This window comes from Prochlorococcus sp. MIT 1327 (genome assembly GCF_047304785.1).
GTDB lineage: Bacteria > Cyanobacteriota > Cyanobacteriia > PCC-6307 > Cyanobiaceae > Prochlorococcus > Prochlorococcus marinus_D.
In genome coordinates this window covers 2,351,091-2,376,697 of record NZ_CP138972.1, presented here as the reverse complement: position 1 = coordinate 2,376,697, position 25,607 = coordinate 2,351,091, and the positions used below count along the sequence as shown (strand labels likewise).

At 51.9% G+C, this 25,607-nt stretch carries 27 protein-coding genes, 1 tRNA gene and 1 pseudogene; 9 read left to right on the top strand and 20 right to left on the bottom strand.

Annotated elements, in window-relative coordinates; all coding sequences use genetic code 11:
- Nucleotides 1-371 precede the first annotated feature (371 nt).
- Nucleotides 372-524: a hypothetical protein gene (locus SIB80_RS11995; RefSeq protein WP_169189788.1), complete on the bottom strand. Its 153-nt coding sequence runs from the start codon at nucleotides 522-524 to the stop codon at nucleotides 372-374.
- A 489-nt stretch (nucleotides 525-1,013) separates the two neighbouring features.
- Between SIB80_RS11995 and cgtA the strand changes: the two genes are divergently transcribed.
- Together cgtA and SIB80_RS11985 are read left to right on the top strand one after the other, a co-directional pair.
- Nucleotides 1,014-2,003, top strand: a complete 990-nt coding sequence (cgtA, locus tag SIB80_RS11990) for an Obg family GTPase CgtA (protein ID WP_063414386.1) — start codon at nucleotides 1,014-1,016, stop codon at nucleotides 2,001-2,003.
- A gap of 81 nt (nucleotides 2,004-2,084) precedes the next feature.
- A complete protein-coding gene (locus SIB80_RS11985) occupies nucleotides 2,085-2,267 on the top strand; it encodes a hypothetical protein (protein ID WP_011825072.1) in 183 nt (60 codons plus the stop codon).
- 101 nt (nucleotides 2,268-2,368) lie between these two features.
- Here SIB80_RS11985 and SIB80_RS11980 read toward each other — a convergent pair whose 3' ends face one another.
- The gene (locus SIB80_RS11980; RefSeq protein WP_011825073.1) at nucleotides 2,369-2,587 is read right to left on the bottom strand and encodes a CP12 domain-containing protein; all 219 of its coding nucleotides are present in this window, start codon (nucleotides 2,585-2,587) and stop codon (nucleotides 2,369-2,371) included.
- 33 nt (nucleotides 2,588-2,620) lie between these two features.
- Nucleotides 2,621-2,899 carry a hypothetical protein gene (locus SIB80_RS11975; protein ID WP_063419486.1) on the bottom strand — a complete coding sequence of 93 codons (279 nt, stop codon included), beginning with the start codon at nucleotides 2,897-2,899 and terminating at the stop codon, nucleotides 2,621-2,623.
- Between SIB80_RS11975 and SIB80_RS11970 the strand changes: the two genes are divergently transcribed.
- A complete protein-coding gene (locus tag SIB80_RS11970; RefSeq protein ID WP_063419487.1) occupies nucleotides 2,899-3,144 on the top strand; it encodes a hypothetical protein in 246 nt (81 codons plus the stop codon). The two genes, SIB80_RS11975 and SIB80_RS11970, sit on opposite strands and share 1 nt — an antisense overlap.
- Nucleotides 3,145-3,250: 106 nt before the next feature.
- Here SIB80_RS11970 and SIB80_RS11965 read toward each other — a convergent pair whose 3' ends face one another.
- Genes SIB80_RS11965 through SIB80_RS11955 form a run of 3 tightly spaced genes read right to left on the bottom strand, consistent with a single transcriptional unit; the run spans nucleotide 3,251 to nucleotide 6,869 of the window.
- Nucleotides 3,251-5,209 carry an ATP-binding cassette domain-containing protein gene (locus SIB80_RS11965; RefSeq protein ID WP_063419488.1) on the bottom strand — a complete coding sequence of 653 codons (1,959 nt, stop codon included), beginning with the start codon at nucleotides 5,207-5,209 and terminating at the stop codon, nucleotides 3,251-3,253.
- The gene (locus SIB80_RS11960; RefSeq protein WP_063419489.1) at nucleotides 5,206-5,880 is read right to left on the bottom strand and encodes a DUF2301 domain-containing membrane protein; all 675 of its coding nucleotides are present in this window, start codon (nucleotides 5,878-5,880) and stop codon (nucleotides 5,206-5,208) included. Before SIB80_RS11960 ends, SIB80_RS11965 begins: the two co-directional genes overlap by 4 nt.
- Nucleotides 5,877-6,869: a glutathione S-transferase C-terminal domain-containing protein gene (locus SIB80_RS11955; protein ID WP_063419490.1), complete on the bottom strand. Its 993-nt coding sequence runs from the start codon at nucleotides 6,867-6,869 to the stop codon at nucleotides 5,877-5,879. Before SIB80_RS11955 ends, SIB80_RS11960 begins: the two co-directional genes overlap by 4 nt.
- A gap of 55 nt (nucleotides 6,870-6,924) precedes the next feature.
- Between SIB80_RS11955 and SIB80_RS11950 the strand changes: the two genes are divergently transcribed.
- Nucleotides 6,925-7,839, top strand: coding sequence for an aspartoacylase (locus tag SIB80_RS11950; RefSeq protein WP_063419497.1), 915 nt, complete (start codon nucleotides 6,925-6,927; stop codon nucleotides 7,837-7,839).
- On the opposite strand, the gene SIB80_RS11945 is transcribed toward SIB80_RS11950, so the two are convergent.
- From SIB80_RS11945 to SIB80_RS11935, 3 genes are all read right to left on the bottom strand, one after another.
- Nucleotides 7,836-8,210, bottom strand: a complete 375-nt coding sequence (locus tag SIB80_RS11945) for a hypothetical protein (RefSeq protein WP_063419491.1) — start codon at nucleotides 8,208-8,210, stop codon at nucleotides 7,836-7,838. The genes SIB80_RS11950 and SIB80_RS11945 overlap by 4 nt on opposite strands.
- A 70-nt stretch (nucleotides 8,211-8,280) precedes the next feature.
- Nucleotides 8,281-8,667, bottom strand: coding sequence for a hypothetical protein (locus SIB80_RS11940; protein ID WP_063419492.1), 387 nt, complete (start codon nucleotides 8,665-8,667; stop codon nucleotides 8,281-8,283).
- A gap of 81 nt (nucleotides 8,668-8,748) precedes the next feature.
- Nucleotides 8,749-9,090, bottom strand: coding sequence for a hypothetical protein (locus SIB80_RS11935; RefSeq protein WP_063419493.1), 342 nt, complete (start codon nucleotides 9,088-9,090; stop codon nucleotides 8,749-8,751).
- Between the two features lie 365 nt (nucleotides 9,091-9,455).
- Between SIB80_RS11935 and psbA the strand changes: the two genes are divergently transcribed.
- Nucleotides 9,456-10,532, top strand: a complete 1,077-nt coding sequence (gene psbA, locus SIB80_RS11930) for a photosystem II q(b) protein (protein WP_011129798.1) — start codon at nucleotides 9,456-9,458, stop codon at nucleotides 10,530-10,532.
- A 181-nt stretch (nucleotides 10,533-10,713) separates the two neighbouring features.
- On the opposite strand, the gene SIB80_RS11925 is transcribed toward psbA, so the two are convergent.
- The gene (locus tag SIB80_RS11925) at nucleotides 10,714-11,901 is read right to left on the bottom strand and encodes a DUF389 domain-containing protein (RefSeq protein ID WP_063419585.1); all 1,188 of its coding nucleotides are present in this window, start codon (nucleotides 11,899-11,901) and stop codon (nucleotides 10,714-10,716) included.
- Between the two features lie 687 nt (nucleotides 11,902-12,588).
- On the opposite strand from SIB80_RS11925, the gene SIB80_RS11920 reads away from it, so the two are divergent.
- A complete protein-coding gene (locus SIB80_RS11920; protein WP_169190009.1) occupies nucleotides 12,589-12,753 on the top strand; it encodes a hypothetical protein in 165 nt (54 codons plus the stop codon).
- A gap of 626 nt (nucleotides 12,754-13,379) precedes the next feature.
- Here the strand turns inward: SIB80_RS11920 and SIB80_RS11915 are convergent.
- Nucleotides 13,380-13,451 (bottom strand) — tRNA-Thr (locus SIB80_RS11915).
- A gap of 138 nt (nucleotides 13,452-13,589) precedes the next feature.
- On the opposite strand from SIB80_RS11915, the gene SIB80_RS11910 reads away from it, so the two are divergent.
- Nucleotides 13,590-13,754 (top strand): photosystem II assembly family protein, encoded by a 165-nt coding sequence (locus SIB80_RS11910; protein WP_370520980.1) that lies wholly within the window; start codon nucleotides 13,590-13,592, stop codon nucleotides 13,752-13,754.
- Nucleotides 13,755-13,787: 33 nt separating this feature from the next.
- On the opposite strand, the pseudogene SIB80_RS11905 reads toward SIB80_RS11910, so the two are convergent.
- The 6 genes and pseudogenes from SIB80_RS11905 to SIB80_RS11880 all read right to left on the bottom strand — a co-directional run.
- Nucleotides 13,788-14,345, bottom strand: a pseudogene (locus tag SIB80_RS11905) (low-complexity tail membrane protein); the annotation flags it as partial.
- 25 nt (nucleotides 14,346-14,370) lie between these two features.
- A complete protein-coding gene (gene infB, locus SIB80_RS11900) occupies nucleotides 14,371-17,748 on the bottom strand; it encodes a translation initiation factor IF-2 (protein ID WP_063419583.1) in 3,378 nt (1,125 codons plus the stop codon).
- A gap of 63 nt (nucleotides 17,749-17,811) precedes the next feature.
- Nucleotides 17,812-18,090: a YlxR family protein gene (locus SIB80_RS11895; protein ID WP_063419582.1), complete on the bottom strand. Its 279-nt coding sequence runs from the start codon at nucleotides 18,088-18,090 to the stop codon at nucleotides 17,812-17,814.
- On the bottom strand, nucleotides 18,087-19,535 hold the full coding sequence (gene nusA, locus SIB80_RS11890; protein WP_063419581.1) for a transcription termination factor NusA: 1,449 nt from the start codon (nucleotides 19,533-19,535) through the stop codon (nucleotides 18,087-18,089). The genes SIB80_RS11895 and nusA overlap by 4 nt, the downstream gene beginning before the upstream one ends.
- A 53-nt stretch (nucleotides 19,536-19,588) precedes the next feature.
- Nucleotides 19,589-20,053 (bottom strand): ribosome maturation factor RimP, encoded by a 465-nt coding sequence (gene rimP / locus SIB80_RS11885; RefSeq protein WP_063419580.1) that lies wholly within the window; start codon nucleotides 20,051-20,053, stop codon nucleotides 19,589-19,591.
- 294 nt (nucleotides 20,054-20,347) lie between these two features.
- Nucleotides 20,348-20,470: a hypothetical protein gene (locus SIB80_RS11880; RefSeq protein ID WP_413681485.1), complete on the bottom strand. Its 123-nt coding sequence runs from the start codon at nucleotides 20,468-20,470 to the stop codon at nucleotides 20,348-20,350.
- Between the two features lie 48 nt (nucleotides 20,471-20,518).
- On the opposite strand from SIB80_RS11880, the gene SIB80_RS11875 reads away from it, so the two are divergent.
- A complete protein-coding gene (locus tag SIB80_RS11875) occupies nucleotides 20,519-20,953 on the top strand; it encodes a mechanosensitive ion channel domain-containing protein (RefSeq protein WP_236066018.1) in 435 nt (144 codons plus the stop codon).
- A 216-nt stretch (nucleotides 20,954-21,169) separates the two neighbouring features.
- Nucleotides 21,170-21,427, top strand: coding sequence for a hypothetical protein (locus tag SIB80_RS11870; protein WP_236066017.1), 258 nt, complete (start codon nucleotides 21,170-21,172; stop codon nucleotides 21,425-21,427).
- A 42-nt stretch (nucleotides 21,428-21,469) separates the two neighbouring features.
- Here SIB80_RS11870 and SIB80_RS11865 read toward each other — a convergent pair whose 3' ends face one another.
- The 3 genes from SIB80_RS11865 to SIB80_RS11855 all read right to left on the bottom strand — a co-directional run bounded on the left by SIB80_RS11865 (nucleotide 21,470) and on the right by SIB80_RS11855 (nucleotide 25,558).
- Nucleotides 21,470-21,943: a hypothetical protein gene (locus SIB80_RS11865; protein ID WP_063419578.1), complete on the bottom strand. Its 474-nt coding sequence runs from the start codon at nucleotides 21,941-21,943 to the stop codon at nucleotides 21,470-21,472.
- Between the two features lie 296 nt (nucleotides 21,944-22,239).
- Nucleotides 22,240-23,115 (bottom strand): formylglycine-generating enzyme family protein, encoded by an 876-nt coding sequence (locus SIB80_RS11860; RefSeq protein ID WP_236066016.1) that lies wholly within the window; start codon nucleotides 23,113-23,115, stop codon nucleotides 22,240-22,242.
- A 94-nt stretch (nucleotides 23,116-23,209) separates the two neighbouring features.
- A complete protein-coding gene (locus SIB80_RS11855; RefSeq protein ID WP_240953044.1) occupies nucleotides 23,210-25,558 on the bottom strand; it encodes an arylsulfatase in 2,349 nt (782 codons plus the stop codon).
- Nucleotides 25,559-25,607 lie beyond the last annotated feature (49 nt).

The window sequence follows — 25,607 nt, the reverse complement described above, 5'->3', positions numbered from 1 at the left end:
ATACTTAGCTTGACTCAACGATCACCCCAAGAAATCTTAGCGAAAGCAAAGCACTAATCCCTAAAAGGATTCTTGTTATATATATATTATCCTTATATTTTGCCATTAGGTTGAGCTTTTCCATAGTGACTTCAATCGGAACATATATTGCAATTTTAGTCTCTCGATGCAGGCTATAAAGTATCAAAAAAGAGATATTGTGGTAGCAAGGGTTGCCCAGGGCCGTCATTTTGATCAGCTATTCAGCCTAAAGCAGGGCTTCTTCTTTGCTTGGCTATAGCGAGATTGTTGACTTGGTAATTATGTTTTGCTAAATAGACTATGAACAAGGAAGGTTCATCTAGATATATAGGACCTAAGGGAGTGGTATCTCAGCACTTATAGAATCCATACCCTTCAACAGCTTGAACACCCTGATTGAAGCGAAGTGTGCACCAATCCCCAAAGCCTCCAGTTGCACCCTTCAATTCATCGTCCGATAGCTCCTCATTGATTTCTTCGTTGTTTTCTTTGGGGTTAGTCATTAGGTGCGTTTACGTTTTAGTTCGTATAGCTATGATTTTCTAAAAACGATTGCATCGTCCCTTGGAGTATGGGTTCCCGTTTTCAGCTGCTGGGTTGAAATAATTCAGGCCATCGTAAATGCTTGCATCTTTATCTCTTTATCTTAAGAAGATGGCTCGTATCAATTGCTATAACTCTGGTTATGTCTGTTATTTCTTTTATTCTACCTCTTCAGTTATTGAAGCTAGAGCTGTTATTAATGCGAGAGGGCTTTGGTAGCCTGCTTTGTTGACAAACACTATTCACGCTCACTCGCTCATCTGTTCGCCGGGATGTTAGATGTAAGCACTTATGCATATTTCTTTTCGCCAATAGTTAATGCTTGTCTCGCCACTAATTACCATGGGATAACTGCCTAATTTTTATTGCCAATGCTTCTCGTTATGCCATCCCCGATTCATTCTTTCTGAATTCACTCCCCTTAAATCCATTGCTATTACTGGAATAGGATGCAGTTCATAGATCAGGCACGTATCACCGTTAGAGCCGGGCGCGGCGGCGATGGGATCATGGCTTTTAGGCGGGAGAAGTATGTGCCGGCTGGCGGTCCCTCTGGTGGGGATGGCGGTGATGGCGGCAACGTCGTTCTGGAAGCGGATGGCAACCTTCAGACCCTGCTCGATTTTAAGTACAAGAGACTTTTCCCAGCGCCTGATGGTCGGCGGGGTGGTCCGAATCGCTGTACCGGCGCTTCAGGCAAAGACTTGATCATCAAGGTGCCATGTGGCACTGAAGTGCGTCATCTCTCCACGGGCATCCTTCTTGGTGACCTCACTCGATCTGAAGATCTACTTGTGGTGGCTTATGGCGGGCGTGGAGGGCTTGGTAATGCCCATTACCTGAGTAATCGCAACCGTGCTCCTGAAAAATTCACGGAAGGGCGCGATGGGGAGGAATGGTTCCTTCAATTGGAACTCAAGTTATTAGCAGAGGTGGGGATCATTGGTTTGCCGAATGCAGGCAAGAGCACTTTGATTTCTGTGCTTTCCGCAGCCCGGCCCAAGATTGCTGATTATCCCTTCACCACATTGGTGCCCAATCTCGGTGTGGTGCGTCGACCCAGCGGAGATGGCACAGTTTTCGCTGATATCCCTGGTCTGATTGCCGGTGCAGCACAAGGAGCAGGCTTAGGGCATGATTTCCTTCGCCACATCGAACGCACCAGGCTGTTGATTCATGTGTTGGATGGTGGCGCAGAAGATCCAGTTGAAGACTTGCTGGTGGTTGAAAAGGAGCTGGTTGCTTATGGCCATGACTTGGTTGAAAGGCCACGGCTGTTGGTGCTCAATAAACAGGAGTTATTGGATGAACAGCATCAAGATCAGCTGGTTGATGCCCTTCAGGCAGCGAGTGGTCGAAGCTTGATTTTGATTTCTGCGGCCATGGGTCTAGGCCTTGAGGGGCTGTTGGCGCAGGTATGGAAGGAACTTGGCGTCTGAGGTTTTCAGGTCTGCTAGACCACATCCAGACTTGTCTGTTCGCGTGTCATTGGCGATAACTGGAGTGAAACCATTGATGACATGACCTTTTACAGCTGCTTTGATCAGCAGGGCAAGGAGATTGCTCGCTGCCAGACCCATCAGGAGATTGAGGCTCTGCGGCGGATGGGACGTCCCATTGCTGAAGTTCGAGAAATGAGTAATGAGGAAGCGGTCGTCTGCTCTCTCACCGGTAGTCCGTCCGACTTCAATGAGGATGTTTGAACTGGATCAAAATGTTGATCTTCGCTCAGTTCAATAGCAAATAAAGCGGGCATAAGCCCGCTTGAGATCATTCTGAGTCAAGTTTTCTTTTGGGGATAAGCTCAGTCGTCGTAGACGCGACACTCGGGCTCATCTGGATTGGCATCGCAGAACAATTCCAGGGCATTGGGGTCGTGTTTATCTTCTGGGTGGTGATCCTTGTATTCCTCAAGGGAATGGATTTCGTCGGTGAGATGGCGCACCTTGGCGTCGTTGCCTTGGGCTTTGGCGTCTTGGATCTCTGATTGATCCTTCTGAATGTGCTCGTCGATGGTGTTCATAGGGTCTTGGCCTGCGCCGGGCTCTGTCCACTATCACAAGATAAGCACTTTGGTCGGTTGCGCCATGGGGGGAGGCCTGACTTGGTTTCCGTTACAACACCATTGCCAAGGTTTTTCATCATTGCCTCCCAGTTGATTAGGCCGATTGAGGCTGATGGCATGGTACGGATCAGAGACCGGCAGGATCGCCATTTCATCGATCAGCAGGAAAGGATGTTCTGGATGAACGGTCCAGAAACGTTTTGCGAGCTCTCTGCAAAGAGGCAATAGCGCAGTGGCCTCAGCTTCGCGGATGTATTGGAGTGGAAGCAATGCGTTTCTTCTGGCTTTGTCAGTCAACGCTTTGGGGCCATTGTGAAGCCTGCGAGGCTTCCAATCACAACCGTGTGGATTGGTCGCAAGATCTATATCTGAGACGGATGGGGGACCAGATGGCCCAGCATTGTTCTGTAGATGATTGCCGCCCAACTGCCATGAATTTGGCTGAGGTTGAGGGATTACGGGTCAAACTTGTCTTCTGGATCAGTGCCTTAGAGATGTCTCCCTCTGATCCATAGACGGCCACCAGTTGTCAGTGTTGTGATACTCCGACTAATTCAGTCTTATTCGCAAGGACATAAGATAATGCAGAACTGCTCTGTAAATATCGACGTCGGCACAGTCTTATATGGTCAGTTCGCTGAGCTCCAGCCAGCGCTCCTCTGCTCTGTGCAATGTTTCGATCAGCTCGGCCAATTGTTGACTAAGCAGAGTTAAGTCTTCGTCGCCACCGGACAAAGCAGCTTCAAGGTTAGACCGCTTGGCTTCAAGCAGTGGGATGTCAATGTTTAGAGCTTCTAGTTCACGTGATTCTTTGAAGCTTCGACGTCTTGGCTTGCTGTTTTCTGTGGCTTGGGATGAAGAGCTTTCTGCCTCTTGAGAGGATCTTGGGGATATTCTGGCTGGGCCAGAATCCTTCAAAAGTCTGATCGATTTGGGCTCATTTGCTTCGTTGAGACCTCGCTCTTGTCTTCGTTGTTGTTCAAGGAAGGCGCTGTAATTTCCCTCAAAACGTTTTAATTGTCCATTCTCAAAGTTGAAAAGACGATCAACTGTGCGATCGAGGAAATAGCGGTCATGAGAGACCACGACAACGCAGCCTCGGAAATCCTCAAGGAAATCTTCCAGCACGCTTAGTGTCTGGACATCTAGGTCGTTGGTGGGTTCATCAAGAAGCAGCACATTCGGTGCTTGGATCAGCATCCGGCAGAGTGTGAGTCGGCGTCGTTCTCCCCCAGAGAGCTTCCCCAGGGGGCTGTGCTGCTGAGCCGGTGGAAATAGGAAGCGTTCCAGGAGTTGAGAGGCCGTAATTTGTTCTTCTCCCAGAATGATTTGAGAGGCAGCTTCTTCGACGAAATCGATCACTTTGCGATCTAGGCCTTTGCCTTTGGTGATGTCCTCGGTGTGCTGGTCGAGATATCCCAGGTGCACTGTTTCACCTAATCGCAGTGTTCCACCGTTGGGTTGGCGTCTGCCGGCGATTAAATCAAGCAATGTGGATTTGCCACTGCCATTGGGGCCGATGATGCCAACGCGGTCTTCTGGACTAAAGCTGTAGGTGAAGTTGTCTAGAAGTAGAGGACTATCGGGCTTGCCATTGGCCGTGACTTGCAGGGCTTCCGCCTCAATCACTAGCTTGCCGATGCGCCTGCTTACGTTCGCCATCTTCAAGGAACCCCGCAGTTGCGGCAACGGTTCTGCGCGCATCTCCGCAATTCGCTGCAGGCGTGCCTTCTGCTTGGTACTGCGTGCTTTGGGACCCTGTCGCAACCAGGCCAGCTCTCGTCTTAACACCCCTTTGAATTTTTGAGCAGTGGAGGCTTCTGAAGCTTCAAGCTCGGCCTTTTGTTGTAGAAAAGTGCTGTAGTTGCCGGCATAGTTATGGGCTTTGCCTCGATCTACTTCCACCATGCGGCGTGTCACCCGATCGAGCACGTAACGATCGTGGGTGACAAGCACCAAAGCGCCTGGAAAGCGATCGAGCCAACTTTGTAGCCACTCCACTGCTGCCGCATCGAGATGGTTGGTGGGCTCATCGAGCAGCAAAACGTCAGGTCTGGCGACCAAGGCGGAGGCAAGGCCGACACGCTTGCGATACCCACCAGAGAGTTCTTCAACCGGCCGCTCTAGATCGGTGATACCAAGACGTTGAAGGACCTCTTGACATTGCTGTTCCAAGCTCCAGGCTTGGGCGTCATCCATCCGCTGGCTGACTTGTCCTAACTCAGCCAAAAGCGTTGCATCGTTGGGGTTGCGGGCCATCGAATTGCTGAGCTCGTTGAAACGCAGCAGCAGCTCTCTCTTTTCACCGCACCCAGCCAAGACTTCTTGCAGCACCGTATGGCCAGGGTTTACAGCGCTCTCCTGTCCCACGAGCTCTACCCGTAATCGCGCTGAGCACCTCCTTTCACCCTCTCCTAGGGGTTCCTCTCCGGCGAGCACCTTCAGTAGCGTCGATTTCCCGGCTCCATTCGGTCCTATCAGCCCTAGACGCTCTCCTTCGTTGATGTGCAGGGTGAGGTCGGCAAACAGGGTGTTGATGCCGAAGTCTTTCGAGGCCTCTATCAGGCTGATCAGGCTCACAGAGCTTCGTTAGCTTGCGGATTGCTCAGGTAAGCAAACACACTCTTGTCACCGACGTCAGCAGCGGCGTCCATGCCGAACTTTCGCAGGGCTAATACCAGCAGCAGTAGAGCGGCAGAGCCCAGTAATCCCATCACGATTGAGCCACTCATTAACCCGCTGAGATGACCCAATAGGGCTATTGGGATGAGCAGGGTGAGACCAATTGCCTCTGGTCGGCCGAAGCAGAAGAATTCTTTGAATCCAACCCCAGTGAGTGCTGCAAATAAAGGGCCGATCGCCCAGATCCAAGCAGGTTCTGCGGTCACCGTTGAGAGCATCGTGTCAGTACCGACACTCCATGCCATCACGACGGCACCTAGGCAGCCCAAGGCCCATAACAACTTCAGTGCCTGGTGTAGCGGGCGGAGGTAGATGTGAATCCAATTAAGAGCTAAGCCCAGACCGCTTGACATCGGTAGTAGCCATAGCCATGCCCATGTTGGCCCAATCATCAGCCACTGGCCCAGCCCTGCTGTGAAGGCCACACCGCAGAGCAGTAAAGCAAGGCGGTAGCGCTGCACTTCCAATTCGTCAGTGCTGGTGATCCTGTAGCGGCCATAAACACCCTCAAACTCCTTCTCTGCCATAGCGGCGATGTCTGAATTCAAGGATTGTGTGTTGTTGGTCATCGCTGATCAGGGGCTGATGCATTTACCAGTTTGGCCAGATCAGGACCGGCCGGAACAATATTGCTCGGATGTAGGGGAAAGAGTGCGCCGAAATAGTCCTCACGCCAGGCGTGCGAATCACAGGTTTTGGCTACACCTGGGAGGGCCAGAAGCCTTTGGCGCCAATGCCAGAGATGAGGGAACGCCCAAAGGGGCTGTTGACTGCAGCCAAACAGTGGTGCATAGACCATCTCCCAGCGGATCAAGGTCGGGAACAGCCTCACGTCAGCCAGGGTGAGTTGGTCTCCACAAAGCCATGGACCCTTATTGGAGAGGCTGCGGTCCACTTGCGTAAGGGTGTCGAATAGCTCGTTACAGGCCTTGTCGTAAGCCGCTTGGTTGCGTGCAAAACCACATCGATAGACACCATCGTTGACAGCGGGCTGAAGAAGCTTTTGCCAGCCATTGATCTCACCTTGAAGATGGGAGGGGGCTAGGTCGGGAGCATCTTTAGCCGCCGGCCAAAGGTTCAAAACTTCCACGAGTTGGGCACTTTCGTTACCGAGTAGCTGCGGTGATTGGGATGTCATGGTGCCTGGATCGACCAGGGCCGGAACAGTGGCGCGATGGCTGGGTGGGGAGCCACAGCGTTGGTAAAGGGCAAGTAGAGAATTGCAGCCCAACCAGGCTGGATCTAATTGCCAACGGCCGGCCTTGTGGTCGGCGCGTGCCAGGTGCAGGGTGAGGCTGCTCTGAAGGTTGCGCAGTTGAAGCACCAGCCAGGTGCGATGTGCCCAAGGACAGCTGCGCCCAATGATCAGGCGTGGGTATTGGTCTGCTGATCTGTTGCTCAGCTCTTGCTCTGCGGGCAATCTTGCTTGCTGATGCTGGCTGGGGGGGCGCCGATAATTCCCCTTGGCATCTGCTGGAGCAAGACCGTTCATTAATTGAATCCATTGCCAGTGCCAGCCCATGCGGGCTGCGGCAACGATTGCGGGGGGGATCGACATGGTTGTTCCCTTTGCAGCCATTTTCGGTCAGGCTGAGGATTGCGATCGAATCTTGATGTCTGGCCTTCAGGTGCTTCTGGTGGCGGGTACTCATGGCAATGAAATCAACGCTCCCTGGCTTCTCGATCAATGGTCACAGACCCCTGAGCTGATCAACACCCATGGTGTTGGTGTGGTGCCGGTGATCGGTAATCCAGATGCTCTTGCGTTGGGCCGGCGTTATTTGGATTGCGATCTCAACCGCAGCTTTCGGCTCGACTTGCTCAGATCCCCCAGCATCTTGGATCGAGAGGTTGTTCGTGCCAAGCAGCTGCTTAGTTTTTTTGGCCCAGAGGGATCAACCCCTTGCCAGATCGTTATTGATTTGCACAGCACCACTTCAGCAATGGGAAGCACTCTTGTGGTTTATGGCCGACGGCCGGTTGACCTGGCTTTAGCAGCATTGATTCAGGCTCGCTTGGGTTTGCCTATCTATCTGCATGATGGGGATGATGACCAGCAGGGGTTTTTGGTGGAGCGCTGGCCCTGTGGCTTAGTGATTGAAATCGGTCCTGTTCCCCAGGGCCTGTTAAAGGCCTGCATTATTGAACAGACACGACTTGCTGTTCAGGCCTGTCTCGAGGCTCTGAGCAGCGTTGCATCTGGATCGCCGACCTACCCAGATCAGTTTGTGGTGCACTCTCATCTGGGGAGTCTGGACCTGCCCCGTGATGCCTTGGGTCAGCCTGCTGCATGTGTGCATCCATCTCTTCAGGGCCGTGATTGGCAGCCTCTGCAGATGGGCGCCCCCTTGTTTCTCTGGCCAGATGGAGAGGTGTTCAGATTTGAAGGTCGAGATTCTCCTATCCCCGTTTTTATCAACGAGGCGGCCTACGTTGAAAAGCAGATCGCCATGAGCCTGACCTGTCGAGAGGTCTGCCCCCTGCCTGAGCAATGGCAAGGGGCCCTACAGCAGTTAGTCGACTGTTAACGAGGGGGGCCGTTGTAGATGATCTGATTGACAGACCTTCCGTCGGGGGCAATTTGAATGACGGTTTCTGTGGTCGGTTCATTGCCATCTTCCGACCAGCCTGGGGCCCCACCTAAGAAGCTATAGGTGTAGCCATTGATGGTGTTTCTGATCAGGCAATCGTGACCGCCATTGCTCGTGGCAAACATGCAAGGCGCCGGTTGGTAAGCCGAAAGACCGCCGTTTTCTTTGACCGCGGTGCCACGGGCCAGATTGAGGGCGCGGATCTGGGAGGAAGGAAGCTGGTCTTGGGCGTGGGTCGGTGTCGCTAGATCTGCGAAGCAGGCAGTTCCACTAAGGGCTATGACGAGTGAGATTGTGCGAAGAGACATCGCTTTGCCGAAGGCTCAACCCATCTAATAGCAAGAACGCGTTGCTTGATCTGCTCAAAACCGAAGGTTTTTATGGTTGGCGAGGGTGACGCAATGGGCCGTTGTAGGGCACGGAGAGGATGCGATCACCATCACGAGAGATGATCACCTCGGTTTCAAGGGTTGGCTCTGCTGGGATGAGCTGTTGCCAACCTGGAGCCCCCCCTCGGAATTGAAATCGGAATCCTTCATTGGTGGTTGAGGTAAGACATTCTTCGGCTCCGGTGACATACATGCACTGATCGGCTCGATAGACATCCAGGCCGCCATTGAGCAATTCGGCGCGCATTCGCGCCAGGTTTGCGGCTCTTGGTTGGGCTAGCGGCAGGTTGTTCTGTGCATGGGATAGGCCAGATGACCCGACGACTATCACGGCAGTTGCAAGAGGGGCAGCAGCCCTTAAGCGGGAGGAAAACATCTCATCATCTTTATGTTGTTTCCTAAACCCATCCAAGGTTTATCAGTGTTGGTTTAGAGGTTTGATCGGTTGTGCCTGAAATCAGCCACATGCCCATTGAATCCGCGTCGATTGTTCTTTCGTGCAAAGGAGGTCGCTGTCACTGCCGTCGGCCCAGTAAACCCTTAGGCGGCCATCAGTTGATTCCATGCGAAAGGTGAGTGACTTGACCGGCCCGGCGGGGGTCTTGCTGTTGGTGTCGGTAGCGGAGGGGGTCTTTTGCCCTAGTCGATGCTCGAGCTGATCGAGCCTGAGTTCAAGACGATTGATCGCTTCAGCTTGGCTTTTCGTCCATGAGGGCTGATTTTTTCGACATCCTGTGATGGCCATTAGTCCAGCCACCATTATGAGGGTCGAAAAAAGAGCAGGCGCAATTCTCGGCATGCAATTAGGAGTTGTAAACCACTACTAGTGGGTTCAGCTTGCCTGCGCCAGGCTTTGGCTCCAGTTGTTGAGCTCAGCTTCAGCCTCAAGCCTGTTGCGTCGAGGATGCAGCATGGAGAGTTGGTGCAATCCCTTTAAGGCGACGCCTTGCATGTTTGCCAGCGGATCAGAGCCAAGAGCTGCTGCAGGGATCCATGGCCAAAAAACTTAAGTTTTCCTGGGGTTTTCTTGTGGATGCCAAGGACTACATCTTTTCCAGCGCAATCCATTTACAGATTGCGCAATGTTCCTTTACAATTAGCGCTGGCAGGTTTTGCCTGCGTTTTTAGCTGTCCCTTCGGGGGCTCTTTTTCTTACTTAACTCAATGACCACCACCATTCGCAGTGGTCGCCTCAGTGGCTGGGAATCCTTCTGTAATTGGGTCACCTCCACCAATAACCGCATTTATGTGGGTTGGTTCGGTGTCCTGATGGTTCCCACGCTGTTGGCAGCTGCCATCTGCTTCACCATTGCCTTTATTGCGGCACCGCCGGTTGATATCGACGGTATCCGTGAGCCTGTTGCTGGCTCTTTCCTCTACGGCAATAACATCATTTCTGGTGCTGTTGTTCCTTCCAGCAACGCCATCGGCCTGCACTTTTATCCCATTTGGGAAGCTGCTTCTGTTGATGAGTGGCTTTACAACGGCGGTCCTTACCAGCTTGTTGTGTTTCACTTCCTGATCGGCATTTGTTGCTGGTTGGGTCGCCAATGGGAACTCTCCTACCGCTTGGGCATGCGCCCTTGGATCTGTGTGGCCTACAGCGCACCGCTGTCTGCAGCCTTTGCTGTTTTCCTGATCTATCCCGTTGGTCAGGGTTCCTTCTCGGATGGCATGCCTTTAGGCATCTCTGGAACCTTCAACTTCATGTTGGTGTTCCAGGCAGAGCACAACATCCTCATGCATCCCTTCCACATGATTGGTGTGGCAGGCATGTTTGGCGGCAGTTTGTTCTCCGCTATGCACGGTTCACTGGTGACCTCATCGTTGATTCGTGAAACCACCGAAACCGAGTCTCAGAACTACGGCTATAAGTTCGGCCAAGAGGAAGAGACCTACAACATCGTGGCTGCCCACGGTTATTTTGGTCGTCTGATCTTCCAGTACGCCAGCTTCAATAACAGCCGCAGTCTGCACTTCTTCCTGGCTGCCTGGCCTGTGATCTGCATCTGGATCACCTCACTGGGTATCAGCACCATGGCCTTCAACTTGAACGGCTTTAACTTCAACCAGTCGGTTCTCGATGCCCAAGGCAGAGTTGTACCAACCTGGGCTGATGTGCTCAACCGCAGCAACCTCGGTATGGAAGTGATGCACGAGCGTAATGCTCATAACTTCCCTCTCGACCTGGCAGCTGCTGAGTCCACACCTGTGGCTCTGATTGCTCCTGCGATTGGCTGATCTGATCATCACCAATACAAGGTTTGGCAGCAGCTGAACCTCACAACCCCCTCTCAAGAGGGGGTTTTTTTATGATTGTTCTGGTGTATTAGCTCAGATCATTGAACTCAGGGAGCTGCTGAACGAATCAAAACAACAATGTTCCAATCAGGTTTAAAGCCAAAGTCAAAGTCTTAGGTCTTCAGGGAGTCTTGGCCTCAGCTGGTTGAGTTGTCGCTTCATGAGTTCTTTGTTGCATGTTTTTTTGCTCCTGATCTTGGCCTAGTTCTTGTGTTGGAAATTGTTCTTCTGTGTCTTTAATGGTATTTGTGGTGAGTTCTGGAGTGGGATCTTTGATCAGTTTCCCTTCTTTCCCTGTGATCAGATTGGGTTCCTCTGGAGGACCTTCTACAACAACAACGCGTTGAACAATGAGTTGGTAATCCAGCTCTTGGCGTTTGTTGATTTCTTTCTGTACAGCTGAAACCTGCTTGAGGCTTGGCTGTGCAGGGTTGGTGACTAATACCACAAGAAGAATCTCTGGTGGGTTCTTTTCCCAGGTGATCTCAAGGCTTGCCACTTTTGCCTTCGCCTCCTTGCCACCGAAGGTCAGGGTCTCTCGCTTCAGAAAGGTCTCAATCGTGCGTTGAATTTGGTCGCGCGTCTGCTCCCGATCCTTTTCGCCAACAAGGCTCACAAACTGTTTGGTTAGGGGGATCAGCAGTAGTGCTGTTAAGCCAAACGTCACTAAAAATTTGGCGGCGCTGAGGTTGCTTTCTCGTAGTCGCTGAAGAAATGAGGGCTCTTTCCAGGCCATCATCACAAGCCCACCGCTAAGAATGCCGAGCAGGTTGGTAGCGAATAGCAATCCGGCCCCAAAGGCATCGGCCCAGTTTTGATAAGAAATTAATAGACCCATCACACAGACCGGTGGAACGAGAGCCACGGCAATGGCTGTGCCTGCGAGGGAACTCACGGCGTCTCTGCGCAACTTTGCGTATATGGCCATTGCACCTGCGACTAAGGCGATGCCTAGATCGAGCAGGTTTGGACTCGTGCGGTCCCAGACTTCCGAACCCAATTTGGGGAGGTTCGCGACTTCTCCCAGCAAGGCGGAGAGCAAGATGGTAATGAACACTCCTACGAAGAGGCTTAGGAGGGCATCCATCAACAGTCTTATGTCGCCAATTAATACGGCGAAGGCACTTGCTCGTAGGGGCTCGATCCATGGGGCGACAACCATCGCTCCAATCACCACCGCAGCACTGTTGGCCTGCAGGCCTAAGGTGGCAATCATGCTGGCGCCGATCGTCAGGACGACAAACACTTCATCGAGCTGGGCATCTTTTTTGTAACTATCGTGAATTCGCTTCAAGCGAGTGGATTCCATGCCTCTAATGACCTCGCCTAGGTGAACTTCTAGTTTGTTGGACTATCGTCCCAGATGTTTATAGCTGTAATTGGAGGAGATCTTGTAACACTTATGCAGGATACTGGATTGTATTAACTTCTATAGTAAGGATTAATGATTGCCTTTGAATTGACAGCTATAATAAATTAAGCTTGTCAAAATTTGCTCAGCACTCGTCTTTGAGGATGTTGATTCTGTCGAAATTATTGAGTAGCATGATGTTCAATAAAGAATGGTTCATTTTTTAGTGATGTTTGGAAATATCTTGTACCTATGGTAGGCCTAGGTTCGCGAGAATGCGATGATATAAATGGATGCTTTTTAATAGTATTCAAGATGAGTACAGGTGATTAGCCTTGTCAGGCTAATTTCGGAAGATTTATGACTGAATGCAAGAGATTGCTATTGGGGCAGTTGAACTCTCCTTGCTGTTGCTCGCTGGGCTTGTTTAGGCATGCAAAGGCTACTAGTGGAGGGCAGGTCTGCTTAATGAGCAGCAAGACCAATGTATTTCCGGAGGATTGTGAGGCCAATGTCTGCTTTCGCCGGCAGGGCTGATCTCCTGATATGTGATCAATCTCACAATCGAGTTTGACTCAGAACAATGCTTAGTCGGCAGATATGGAAGAGATTGTTTGCAGCGATTAGAGTCACACCATGCAAAAGATGAAGCAATCTACTGAGCTTGGTAAAGGAATGATTGCCGTTGTTGTAGCGACCATCATTGGTGCTTCAACAGCGATCTTGTTGGATTCAGTGATTACACAAACTGGAACTGCTTTAATGGTTTTGAGACAGGATCATTTCAGCAAAGTTTTGCTCGAGAGCTAGGCTGAATAGCTCTGCTAATCAGTTCAGAAATCTGGTTTTAATTTAATTTACTTTCTTTGATCAGCAATGATTTTTTGAAAGGTCTGTTGATTCTTCATAGAGACTTTTGTTGATCTGCTTTGATTTATGGTGCATTTTAGATCGATAGCCTGGGCCGAGCGGAAATCGTATGGGGCTGTTTTTGGTTTCTTTTGGCAAAAGTGTTTGCTGAACCTCTTTATATGATTCTAGATTTCTTCTCGTAGTTGACTTTTTAGGTCATTGTTAAGTGCAACAACATATGAGGCTTACCCTTTTGCGCTCTTTTTTAGTGATCAATTTGCTAAGGGTTAGGCGATGAAAGTCATGGATAATTCTTTAGGAATAGTGCTATACTTGCTTAAAACTTTTCTAAGCTAGATGAAAGATTTGAAGGCATTCTGCCTAGTAGATAAGCGATGATTTGGCTAATTGTGGCTCAGATACGTTAAAAGCTGGCGGGGCTGCTTGAGGAGAAATCAGGTCTAAATATGCCTTTTTTAGTGTTTTGCTCATGGTTGGCTTTTGGTTATAGGGATCGTATATACCTTTTTGGGTTTTAAAAGGCATGTTGCTCCAAGGTCTCTGAGAAAGATTGCAAAGAGTGATGCCGGTGACGGGAATTGAACCTGCGACCTACTGATTACGAATCAGTTGCTCTACCCCTGAGCTACACCGGCAGTGAGCGGAACTTAACATTCAAGCATTGCGCTTTTGAACTGTTGGGCGATTCTTCTGGTCCTGGCTCAAAGTTGGATCCTGAGCTAAGAGAACGACTGATCCAAGAGTCACTCAGCCCTTGGCGGGGTTTCCGGCGGGTGTTCTGGTTCGCTTTCTTCGCTTCCGCCTGTATCGGTCTGTTGACGATGGGCTTGCGTGCCTCCTCCGGAAGCATTGTTCCCATCTCCGATGTCTCCATTCAGATCGGAGCGCTTCTCCTTACTGGTGGGTTGCTTTGGATTGATCGCCGTCGCGGGACTTGAAGGTGCTGTTAGGAGTTCCGGCATGGTGAGCAGACTCAACCCCAGGCAAAGTCGTTCATGCTGAAGTTGTTCTTCGTTTAGAGAGGGGGCCTGGGCAAGTTCCTGGTCGGAGCGCGTCAGAAGCCAGAGGCTCTGGGTGAGCTGTTGCCACTGCCAAAGAACGAGAGCAAGTAGGGGGGCTGCCGTAAGCAGTGTGACCAGTCGAGAGCTGCCTTGTAATGGCGAGAGGTCCATCACCAAAATGGAAGATTGATCGATCCACCAGAACATCGCGAGTAGGGCTGTTGATCCAACCAAGAGGCTCAAGCGAGGGATCAAGCTCTGCTGAAGACCACTGAGCTGACGCTGGGCCTGTGAGCGTTGACTCAGTGGGCGCCGCAGTAGCAGTAGTGAGCCCCAGTCGGCAGGGCGTTTCCAGAGGACGAGGGTTGGTGTTAACACCGCTACAGCCCAGGTGAGTAGACGTTCGAAGACTGGAACAGGCCCCAGATCTGCCCCGGCTAAAACCAGTCTCAGTAAAAGAAACTCTATCGGGATCGCCCCAATAGCGATGAGCTGAAGCCAGAGCAGTGGTTCGCGTTGGGCAATCACAACAAGTTGTAGGTGGGGCGAAACCTCATGAGCTACTCAGCGTGCGTCGCTTGGTCACTAGTTTGTGAGCTTCAATGATGTCGCGTTCTTCCCAGTTAGCAAAGCGATCACAGCCGATGCCGCACTCGAAGCCTGTGGCCACCTCCTTGACGTCGTCTTTGTTGCGGCGCAGGGAGTCGAGATCGCCTTCGAATACCACCTGTTTGGCACGCCGTACGCGCACTCTGCAGTTGCGCTGCAGCTTGCCTGCGGTGATATAACAGCCCGCCACGGCGCTCTTGCCGATGGTAAAGACGGCACGCACTTCTGCTTCTCCAAGCGATTCTTCCACCAGTTCTGGCTCTAGTAGACCTTCCATAGCCATCTGGATGTCTTCCAAAAGCTTGTAGATCACGTCGTAATCACGAACGTCTACACCCGTGGCATCCGCGGCCCGCTTGGCTCCAGAGGCCATGGATGTGTTAAAGCCAACAATCACAGCCCCGGATGCAGCCGCAAGATCCACATCAGTTTCGGTGATTTCACCCGGCGCGGAGAGCAACACGCGAACCTGTACCTCATCCTTCGGCAATTGTTCCAAGGATCCCAAGATGGCTTCCACACTGCCTTGAACGTCGGCTTTTAGAATCAGGTTGAGTTCCTTGAGTTCGCCATCGCTTGCTTGGCCAGAAATGGCTGCGAGGGACACCCTCCTTGAGGCCATCTGTTGGGCCAACCTGGTAGCACGGGCATCGGAGGCGCGTTCTCCCACAACGGCTCTTGCTGACTTCTCATCTGGGTAGACCTCAAATTCATCTCCGGCTGTTGGCACTTCGCTGAAGCCGAGGGCCTCTACGGCACCAGACGGACCAGCTTGTTTGAGTCGGGCTCCGCTGTCGTCGACCATGGCTCGTACCTTGCCAAGCACTGGGCCGGCGGCGAGTACATCTCCGGTTTTGAGGGTGCCGTTCTGGATCAGCAATGTGGCAACAGGCCCTTTGGCCTTATCGAGGTGAGCCTCGATAACGGTGCCTTTGGCCAGGCGGTCAGGGTTGGCCTGTAAATCCTCAACTTCGGTGACCAGCAGAATCATCTCGAGAAGTTTGTCGATGTTCTCGCCCTTGATGGCACTTACTGGAACCATCACCACATCACCTCCCCACTCTTCGGAGAGCAGGTTCTGATCAGAAAGTTCCTGCTTGACCCGTTCTGGAGAGGCTCCCTCCTTGTCCGTTTTGTTGATCGCCACAATGATCGGAACCTTTGCAGCGCGTGCGTGGCTGATGGCCTCCAGGGTTTGAGGGCGTACACCATCGTCAGCAGCAACCACTAGTACGGCTATGTCCGTGACCTTGGTGCCGCGGGCGCGCATGGCAGTGAAAGCCTGGTGGCCTGGTGTGTCAAGGAATGTGATCTTGCGGGGCTGACCGCCATGATCGATCTCCACCTGATAGGCGCCGATGTGCTGGGTGATGCCTCCGGCTTCAACCGCGGCAACCCTGGCTTTGCGGATTGCATCCAGCAGGCTGGTTTTGCCGTGATCGACATGACCCATCACGGTCACCACAGGTGGACGGCGGATCAGGTGGGCTAGATCAGTCTCTTCAATCATCTCCGTTGTCTTTTTGGCTGCCTCCTCGATGTCGTCCTGGAGGACAGGCACCCCGAACTCCTCGGCCACTGCTTCGATCGTGGGAAGATCTAGTGACTGGGTGACTGTGGCGGTAATCCCTTTGAAGAAAAGGGATTTGATGATCTCAGAGCTTTCAATGCTGAGCATGTCTGCCAGCTCCTGCACTGTGAGGTTGGCCTCCGGAACAATCAGCATTTCTGGCCTGACTTGCTTCGCTTCGCGGGCTGCACGCAGCTCCATTGCCCGTCGGCGTTGCCTTTGTCGGGTGGTCTCTTTTTTGCGCTTGCGTAAGGCCGCCACGGGTTTGGAGGCGGGCTTTTTCTGCGATTTTGGTTTGGCGGGCCGGGCCAGGCTTGCCGTCAGAACGACGGCCTGTTGTTCTCCTGCGTAGCCGCTGGTTTCTGCGGTTAGGGCATCATCATTTTCCCCAATGATGTGCACCTTCTGGCGCTGTTTCTGGGGAGACTTGTTGCGTAGGGCTTCGAGCTTGGCGCTGTCGTCCCACTCCGGTCTGCCGGGCCTTCTTGGGGCTCCGGCAGCAGGGGCTTGAGCGGGGCGGTGACCAGGCCTTTTGGGTGCTGTGGGTGGTGTGGCAGTGCGTTCCACTGGTGGAGTGGCTCCCTCGGATCCTCCGCGGGTGCCGACGCTGGTTCCGTCCGGTCGTCGTGGCGGTGGTGTGCCAGGTCGACCGGTGGGCTTTTGAAGCTGCATCAGCTCTCCAGGGGCCACCGGTTTGCGCATGCCGGCAGGCATGCCTGGGCGGGTGGGGGCTCCTGGGCGGTTGTTGCTATCCCGTCCTGCGGAGCCAGCGTCGGATCGATCACGCCGAATGGGCTTGCCCACTAATTCGAGGGTGTTGCCGGCAGAACGAGGCTGTCCTGGTCTGGTTTTGCCTTGCCTTATGGGGGCGCCGGGTCGCTGGGGCGTGTTAGCGCGCTGATTTGGTCCGCCGATCGGTCGTGGACTAATTCCGGGTCGTTTTTTGTCAGGGCGTTGTCTCTCTGGCTCTGGTCGGCTCGGAGGGGCTACGACAGGACGCTTTGGTTTAGGGCGTCCCACCAGTTCTGGCTTTGGAGCTTTGCGATCAGATGGGATTGATGGCTTGGCCGGGGGTGCGCTGCGTCCTGGCGCTGCTGGCGATTGTGGCCTAGAGACGATTTTGGGACGAGGGCCTCCTCCACTAACGGTGGTTGCTTTACTCGAAGTAGACGTCTGACCGGCACGGGGGTCTTTGCCCACCGTGCTTGGAGGCACGGGGGAGGAGGGTTTGTTTGCTGATTTTGGTGTAGGAGCGGTAGGTCGGCTGGGGGTTGCTGGACGACTGATAGGAGCGTTGACAGGACGAGCTGCTGTTTTAGGTGGCGAGCTTGTGGGGGTTGGAGTGGGGTTGACGGGGCGAGTCGGTGGAGCAGGATGAGCGACCGATTCCGTTGAGGGTCGTTCAGGGCTTGTTGGTGTGGGGTTTGCAGGCGCGGATGGCTTGACGTGGCTGATCTCTGAGCTGCTTGTCGCTTTTCGCATTGGTGGCGCAACGTCCTTAATGGCAGTGGGCGCTGCTTTTTTCACCGACAGAATTGTCTTTCCAGGTTCCGACTTGTTTGGTGGAGCTGAATTAGCAGCGGAGCCTTGGCGCAACAGGCCACGGATGCGCTTTGCTTCATCGTCACTGATGGAACTGCTATGGCTCTTGGCCGCAATTGAGAGTTTTTCAGCAGCATGGAGCACGTCCTTGTTCTCAAGGCCTAGGTCCTTGGACAGCTCATAAATTCTGATTTTGCCGCTGCTGGTCATTAAAAGCTCCTGTCGGTCCGGGCACGAAGTGCCTCGGGGCTCCAAGCAAGTCGGGGCCATTGTTTATTTTGCCTCAGCGGCGGAATCAAAGGAGTGATTGAGCCGCTTTTGCAGCACCTCCACAACGCTATTAGGCACCTGGCAACGCAGGGCTTTCTGTAGTCGTTTGCGGCGGAGTGCCTCCTCTAGGCAGCCCTCGTTTGGACAGAGATAGGCCGATCGACCCATCCCTGCATCGAGGACTACACCCTCCTGATGGTCGCGTATCACTCGCCAAAGCTGCTGGCGATCCAGCAGTTGGCGACAGGTCACGCATCGACGCAGGACGGGGCGTTGGTTCACCGGGCTCTGTCCTCTTCCTCTACTGATTCTTCATTTGAGAGTTGTTCGCTTGAGGCGTCAGGTTGGCTGCTCAAGTGGTCAGATTGGCCGTCGGATGCATTTTCGTCTTCAGCCATCGTCTGAGCAGGTTCTTCTTGGTCGTACTCTTCTTCATCTTCCGGTAGGGGGTAAAGCTCTCTTAGGCGCGCATCCTCTTCTGCTCGGGTGGCTTGTTCAGCAGCCAAACGGGCTTCGGCATCGCGTTGGAGAGCCTCTTCTTCCTCTCTCTGAGAAATCAGCTCGGCGACGGTGGTGTCCTCACTAGCCTGGTCATATTCCTGGGAGTTTTTGATGTCGATTTTCCATCCGGTTAGACGAGCAGCTAGGCGTACATTTTGTCCTTCTCGTCCGATGGCCAGGCTTAGTTGATCTGGGGGGACTAGGACGTGGGCATGCTGCCCTTCTGGATCCACCAGTCGCACTATCTCAACGCGAGCAGGGCTAAGTGAATTGGCAATATATTGACCCGGGTCAGGTGACCAGCGGATCACATCGATTTTTTCGCCGCGTAGTTCATTAACCACTTGCTGAATGCGTGAGCCGCGGGCACCGATGCAGGCGCCGACAGGGTCCACTTCACGTTCAATGCTGTCAACTGCCACCTTGGTGCGTGGGCCCACGGAACGAGACGGAGGATTGGCTTCACGGGCTACGGCCACAATGCGCACTGAGCCTTCTTGGATTTCGGGCACCTCGTTCTCAAACAGGTAAACCACTAGTCCAGCGTTGGAGCGGCTAACGAACAATTGAGGCCCTCGTCGGGGCACTTCACTGACTTCCTTCAGAAAGACTTTAAAGGTGGCATTGGCGCGATAATTGTCGTTGGGGAGCTGGTCGCGGCGTGGGAGCTCGGCCTCCACTTCAGGGCGCCCAAGACCAGAACTCACGGCCATGATCACAGAATGACGTTCAAAACGGATCACACGAGCTGTGAGCACGGGATCTTCTAGATCGGCAAATTCCTCTTGAATCATGCGGCGCTGCTGGTCGCGTAGCTGTTGCGCCAGTACCTGCTTGGTTGTGGCGGCAGCCATCCGGCCGAAGTCTTCCTTCTCGGGGGTGACGTCGAGCACCACGGTGTCACCGATCTGGGCGTCTTCAGCGACTTGCATCACTTCTTGCAGAGCAATCTGGTGGTCTTCGCTCTCCACCTCTTCAACGATGATTTTGCTGGCCAGGACCCGATAGCCTTCATCGTCCAGCTCTAGCCCAACATCGAAGTTACTGAAATACTCTTCTTCGAAAGGGTCCTCACTGATACCTAGATAAAGAGTGCGTCGGTAGCGTTCATATCCTTTAAGGAGGGCCTCACGCAGGGCTGCTTCCACCACTTGGGTAGGGAGTTTCTTCTCCTCGCTGATGTCTTCGATCAGGTTGTTGAGGCCGGGGAGTAGAACGAGAGCCATCGACGATGGAAAGAGTGGAAAGGTGCTGAAGCTGAGCTGATCGTTAAGGTGATTTATCCCGTGGGGTTTGTAAGGCGAACGCAGGTCACAGCCTTACGTGGTATGCGTTGAATGCGTCCCTTGATGTTGATGTGCACATGTTCGTCGGATCGTTTGTGCAAGAGACCTGCTTGATGAAGGTCTGAATCGTCGTCGCGGAAGCTGATCTCCACAGGGAAGCCTCTGAAAGTCAGGAAGTCCTGATCACTGTGGAGCTGATCTCCGATCCCTGGGCTGCTGATTTCCAGAACATACGCTTCAGTAAAAAGTTGGGAAGCCTCCAGGGCTTCAGCCATAGAAGCGCTGAAATGAGCGCAGTCGTCGAGGGAGACATCACTGCCATCCTTGCGACGGATCTGCACCTGGATGGTCATAGGAATCAGATGGGTGAATACCTGTACACAGCAAAGTTTGTAGCCTTTTTCTGCAGCCGTCGCCGAGGCGAGGGTTTCCAGGTCCGGGAGCAGGGGATGAGGCAAAAGCAGGGGGGTAAGGTTGGACTTCTGGCCCGACCGGCTTCAGAAGTGACCTGCCTCCCGAAGGAGGTACCCGCCAGGCATCAAGACAATCTAGGCGATGGACTCTTCATGCTGTGTTCAACTGATGAAGAGAAGGCCATCAAGCCATCGAGGATCTGGAGAATTCGTTAATCAGCGCCGGCCGGTCGTTTGCAGCGATTGGCTGCGCAGAACTAACGCTTCGCAGAAAATTCAAATCTGTGCGGATGCATGCATCTTGCTTATGCCTCTGATGACACCCCTTCCGTTCAATCTTCAGGTGCCGATTGCCGGGCTTGTGTTCGGCATTGTTAGTTGGTTGTTGCTAGACACTTTTGGCAGGAGGTTCCGCTCAGGTTCGTTGCGGCGTGGATTGCTGCTCAGTAGCAGGAAAAGCATTTCTTTGAGTTGCGCACTTTAGGAGTGATTTGTTGGCTGTTGGATTTGTTGGATCCGTCATTGATTCAATTCCCGCGTGATGGTGTTAAGGCGTTTGGAATTCTTGTGGTCATTGGTCTTTTATCGACGCTGCTGTCTTGGAAGAAGGAGCTCAGGCAAAACCAAGACAGTTATGTCACTCAGATGCTGCAGGGCTTTGGTGAAAAAGACAGGCTGTTCCTATTCGATGTTGTTCAGAAGACCATCGGTATTGCAGCCATGCTCATTTTATGCCTGGAGGTGATGCATCTGATGGGCATTTCACCGGCTGTTCTGGTTACCGCCGGTGGGGTTGGCGCCGTTGCATTGGGTTTCGGGGCCAAGGGTATTGTTTCGAATTCCTTAAGCGGCCTTAGCTTTTACATTAGCCGCCCCTTTATTGTAAGCGACTTCATCGATATTCCTTCTGAAGATCTTTCTAGAAATGTAGAATATATCGGTTGATTTTATGCCAAATTGCGCTCTTCTGATCGCCAACCAGTGTACATATCAAACAACATCATTACGTGTAAATCGGTTGTTAATATTGCTGATATAGACAACCACAGGATTTGGATTGAATTTGGTGTTAATTATGGCAATCGTAGAAAGATTGAGTCAATAGTGAGTGATCTTTAAAAGGTTTTAGTTAATCATTCAGATGTAGATCAGAGCAAGAAAATGGCCGTGAATTTCACCGGCTATGGCGATTCGAGTCTGAATCTACGCTTGGTCTGTTATTCCTCTAGTGGAAATCTAAGCGATGCTTGGGCTTTGCAGCAGAGGTTGCTTCTCAAGATTGGTGATGTGGTTGAAGTGCATGGTGCAGGCATGCCATTCCCCACCCACACTTTGATTCATTCAGGCTCGAATCAAAAAACGCAAACGATCAATCCTCTGATAGGAACCAATCAAGAATCGGGAGAAGGTGCAACTTGACCCTCCCCGATTTTCTTGTCAATTTCTAATGGCTTAACTGGATTACCAGCAGCCTTGAACAGAAATTCGGTAGCTGAATCCTGTAGCGCCTGGATCCTTTGCTGTACCTACCTTGAAATTCACTTGACTCACCGCTTTACCAGGAATTGCTTGGACAGGACCAAACATTTTCCCGGTACCCATTGGCGGACGCATGGATTCGTTGACAACTTGAAGGTTGCTGCCATCGCTGAACTTGAGGAAGGCTTGAATTGGGTAGCTGGCAGAATCTGTTGAATCTGCAGTGAAGAATAGTTTGTAATTGCGATAGGGCTGATTAACAGCAAAGTCTGTATTCCAGTTTGTGCGGCCAAAGGCACTTCCGATCAAACCCTTTGGCCGCTCTACTCTCTTTTTGACGATCTTGTTGCCATCCCCGCCAATAGGCATCAGGAATTCACATTTGGCGATGGCTGACTGAGGGGTAAGCAGTGAGGCCATCACCAGGCCTACGGCTACAAAGCGTGATTGATCCATAGGACAGGACTATTCACATCCATAATGATGGCGGGATTGGAATTTTGCAGCGCAATTGTAATTCTAGTCGGCTCTGATCTATCAGATAAAGACCCGCAGGCATCTGTGTGTCTTTATTAAAATGTCGATTAGCAGATGATCTAATTCTACTTTGTATGCACAGAAAAGAGTTAGCCTATGGATTATTGTGATAAAAACTGACTGACCTGGATTCATCTATTGTTGCGAACTGCGTACGATTGCAATTGAAATTTACCCTAGTGATGGGATTGATGCTTTTTAAGTGAGTCAAGCAATCAAGGCCCTCCTTTTGCACAGCGAAAGCCCATATGACATGTGGCAGTGTCAACTGTCTGGCCTTGTAGTGCAGAGGGTCGATAGCGTACGCAGTAATTATCTGCGCATAGAAACGATCCGCCTTTGATAATTCTCCGTTCCTGTTGATCTGTCGCCGCAGGGTAAATAGAGTTGGTCCATTCCCACACATTGCCGCAAACATCCATCAGTCCATAGCCGTTAGCAGGAAAGCTGCCAACGGGCGAGGTCCAGAACCAGCCGTCTAGCTCCTCGTTGTGCCAAGGGAAAGAGCCTTGCCAGATGTTCGCCATCCAGCGGTTATTGGGAGTGAGTTCATCCCCCCAGGCGTATTGGGCATCGACAAGACCTCCGCGGGCGGCAACTTCCCACTCTTCAGCAGAGGGGAGACGCTTGCCAGCCCAATGGGCATAGGCGATGGCGTCGGAGTAGGCGACATGCACGACAGGGTGATCATCAAGGCCATCGATAGTGCTTTCGGGTCCTTGGGGATGACGCCAATCAGCGCCAGCCACGAGCGACCACCAGCTCAAGGGCTTGCTGCGATCAACCGTTGCTGGAGGCGGTTGAAAGACAACTGATTCAGGGATGCGTTCCTCGGGCGCTAGATCGGGATAGAGCGTTGGATCAGGTGGTAGCTCCGAGACTGTGAGATGTTGCGTGGCGCTAACGAAAGCTCGGAACTGAGCATTGGTGACTGGCCCTACGTCGATCTGGAATGAGTCAAGCGGCACTTCTCGCGCGGGTGTTTCTTCCGGATAGCAGCGGACTGAACCATCCGGATAGCAGCGATCACAGCCAACTCGATAGAGCCCTGCAGGGATGGTTACCATCTCTACTGGCAAAGATGTGGTCACAATGAAAGTTTGCAGGTGGAAATGTGTCCATCTTTATTGTTGCCTGAAAGCCAAGATGGCTAAGCATGAGCACATTCAGAGTGCTCAACCAATGTCACTGTGGATAGATCTCCAATGTCACTTTGTTGATGGTCCCATTGAAGGCACTGAAGCGCTGATCCCCAATCACTCGTTGAGTAACAGGTGATCCACGATCCATGCCAACATCAGCACCTTCGTCAATCGAAAAACGTGTGCCAACGGTTGCATCAACCCTGCCAGTTGATGTGACTTTGTCATCAACTAGCAGGCGTACATCTGCACCCTTACCAGCACCTCCCCCGTCGTAATCCATCTCAAAGCGAATTTTTCTGTTGCCAGAAGAGATTTTCTTGTTGCTGCGGAAGGTATGAAGATTGCCCAGGTAATTATAGGCATAGGCCGGATAACCTTCTTCTATATAAAGTGACCATCCGCCAAAGCGGCTCCCTTGGGCCATGATCACGCCGTTGGCATCTTGGCTTGAGTCAATGTCGACCTTGGCTGTAATACTGTTGGAAACATTCTTGACATTGAGGATGGCATCCTCAACAAGATCCCAGGAGCCTGGGTAGAGATCAAGTTGTGTCCTCGACGAGCCCATTATCGTTGGCCGGCCTGCAACAGAAGGTACTAAACGTTGCAACAGACGATCATCTAAGGGCAGCACTTGATTGGCGATTGCTTCTTTCAAGAAGAGTCGTTTCATTGCCTCGAGCCGTTCTGGATACTGAGTTGCCAGGTTGTTAGCTAGGCTGAAATCATTGCGCGTGTCGTATAACTCCCACCCATCATCTTTGGCGACGCTATGCATCTTCTTGGGTGCTTCCCAGGGCAGGCCAACGGTGGCTCTTGCCATCCAGCCATCTTGATATATTCCACGATTACCAACAACTTCGAAATATTGAACCTTGTGTCGCTCAGGTGCATCAGCGTTATCGAAAGAATAAATAAGGCTGGTTCCTTGCATCGGGATTTGTGCAATCCCATTGATCTGTTCAGGCATGGGTAAGCCAGCAGCTTCAAGGATCGTTGGCGCAACATCAATCACATGGGAAAATTGATCGCGTATCTCTCCTTTTGATTTGATGGCCTCAGGCCAATGAATTACAGTGCCATTGCGTGTACCGCCAAAATCCCCGGCAATTTGTTTGGTAAATGCAAATGGAGTATCAAAGGCAATCGCCCAGCCGACTGCCATATGTGGATAGGTGTTTTGATCACCCCAATTGTCATAATGTTCTAACTGAGCCTCAAGTGTTTCAGGGATGCCGTTAAACATGTGCCCCCAGTTCCAGTTGCCGGTTTGGTTCCCTTCTGAACTTGTGCCGTTATCACCACTGATATAAATAACCAGCGTGTTGTCAAGTTCACCAAGCTCATCAATGGCCTGGATCAGTCGCCCAGCTTGATAGTCTGTGTATTCTGTAAAAGCTGCGAACACCTCTGCTTGTCGTGAAAACATGCGTTTTTGCAGATCACTCAGATCATCCCAGTTCGGCACACTTGCTGGTTTTTTTGCCAGTTGTGTGTTTGGGGGTACAACACCTTTTGCGATCTGATTTGCGAGCGTCTCTTCTCTAATAACATCCCAGCCTTTATCAAACTTTCCCTTGTACTTTTTAATCCATTCAGGTCTTACATGGTGTGGTGCATGTGAGCCAGCAGATGCATAATAGATAAAAAAAGGCTTGTCTGGGCGCAGACCCTGTTGTTGGCGCATCCAGGCAATAGCCTGATCTGTCATATCTTCAAGGAAGTGGTAATTCTCACGATCTGGGTAATCAATGATTGTGACCCCATCGTGAAGTGATGGTTCATACATATTTTCTTCTGCGCCGATGAAGCCATAAAATTTTTCAAATCCTTGCCTTGTTGGCCAGCGGGTTTGTGGGCCCGCAGCAGTGGTCTCACGACCAGGGGTTTCATGCCATTTACCAAAAGCACCTGTGTTGTAGCCATTGAGCCGTAGGATCTCGGCTACAGGTTCGGCATAGTTAGGCACAAATGTGGTATTGCCCGCATATCCAGTCGCAATTTCAGGGATTGAACCCATGTTCATCACATGGTGATTACGGCCTGCTTTAAGAGCAGCTCGTGTAGGTGCACATAGGGCTGAAGTATGAAATCGGTTATAACTCAGGCCATTGTTTGCTAGTTCCTGCAGGGCCGGCATTTGCACCACTCCGCCAAAGGGCGAAGGAGCACCAAAGCCAACATCATCCAACAAGATGACAACAACATTGGGTGCTCCTTTGGGTGCCTCGACGACATGTTGTCGTGGCATTTTGACTTGACTCGGTAAGCGCTCGTCAACCTTCTGAGGATATGGATCTGCGATCGGAAGTCGCCGACGATTAATCTCTTCTGCGTTGGCGGCGGATGTTGCCGTGAAACTTATGATACATGCAAGCCAAAGAAGCATTCTGAATTTCATGTTTGCTTGGAAGTTAGAGATTTTTTATTGGTGATCA